Origin of the sequence: Streptomyces sp. DH12 (genome assembly GCF_020873895.1) — a bacterium.
Taxonomy (GTDB): Bacteria; Actinomycetota; Actinomycetes; order Streptomycetales; family Streptomycetaceae; genus Streptomyces.
The window spans coordinates 1-413 of record NZ_JAHWGT010001419.1; the positions used below are offsets into that span (position 1 = coordinate 1).

Here is a 413-nt window from a genome sequence, read left to right on the forward strand (position 1 = left end):
GGTCAGCTGCGCCCCGCGGCCCGGTTCCTCCGAGTCGGCGGGCCGCTCGTAGGCGTGGACGGAGGAGAGCGCGTGGACGTCGCGCACGCCCTCGGTCCGCTCGAACTTCGCCGCGGCCTGCGCCGCCGGCACGCCGTCGGGGAGATCGATCTGCATCTGCGCGCGGGACACGTCCCGTCCCGTGTCGCGGGTGTACTGGTCGTCCACGCCGGCGAACAGCATCTGCAGGGCGATCGCGCCGGCCACGGCCACCGCGATGCCGTTGACCATGCGGGCGGCCGTGCCGCTGCTCAGCTGGAGGCGGCGCACGGCGAGCTGCCAGGCCAGGCCGCCCGTGCCGAGCCGGGCGACGACCGTCTCCACGATCCACGGCAGCAGGGCGGTGACCCCGACGAGGAGGCACATCACACCGC

Annotated in this window: 1 pseudogene; it reads right to left on the reverse strand. The window is 75.1% G+C overall.

The window, feature by feature from the left end:
* Positions 1-413, reverse strand: a pseudogene (locus LPA54_RS40370) (ABC transporter permease); the annotation flags it as partial.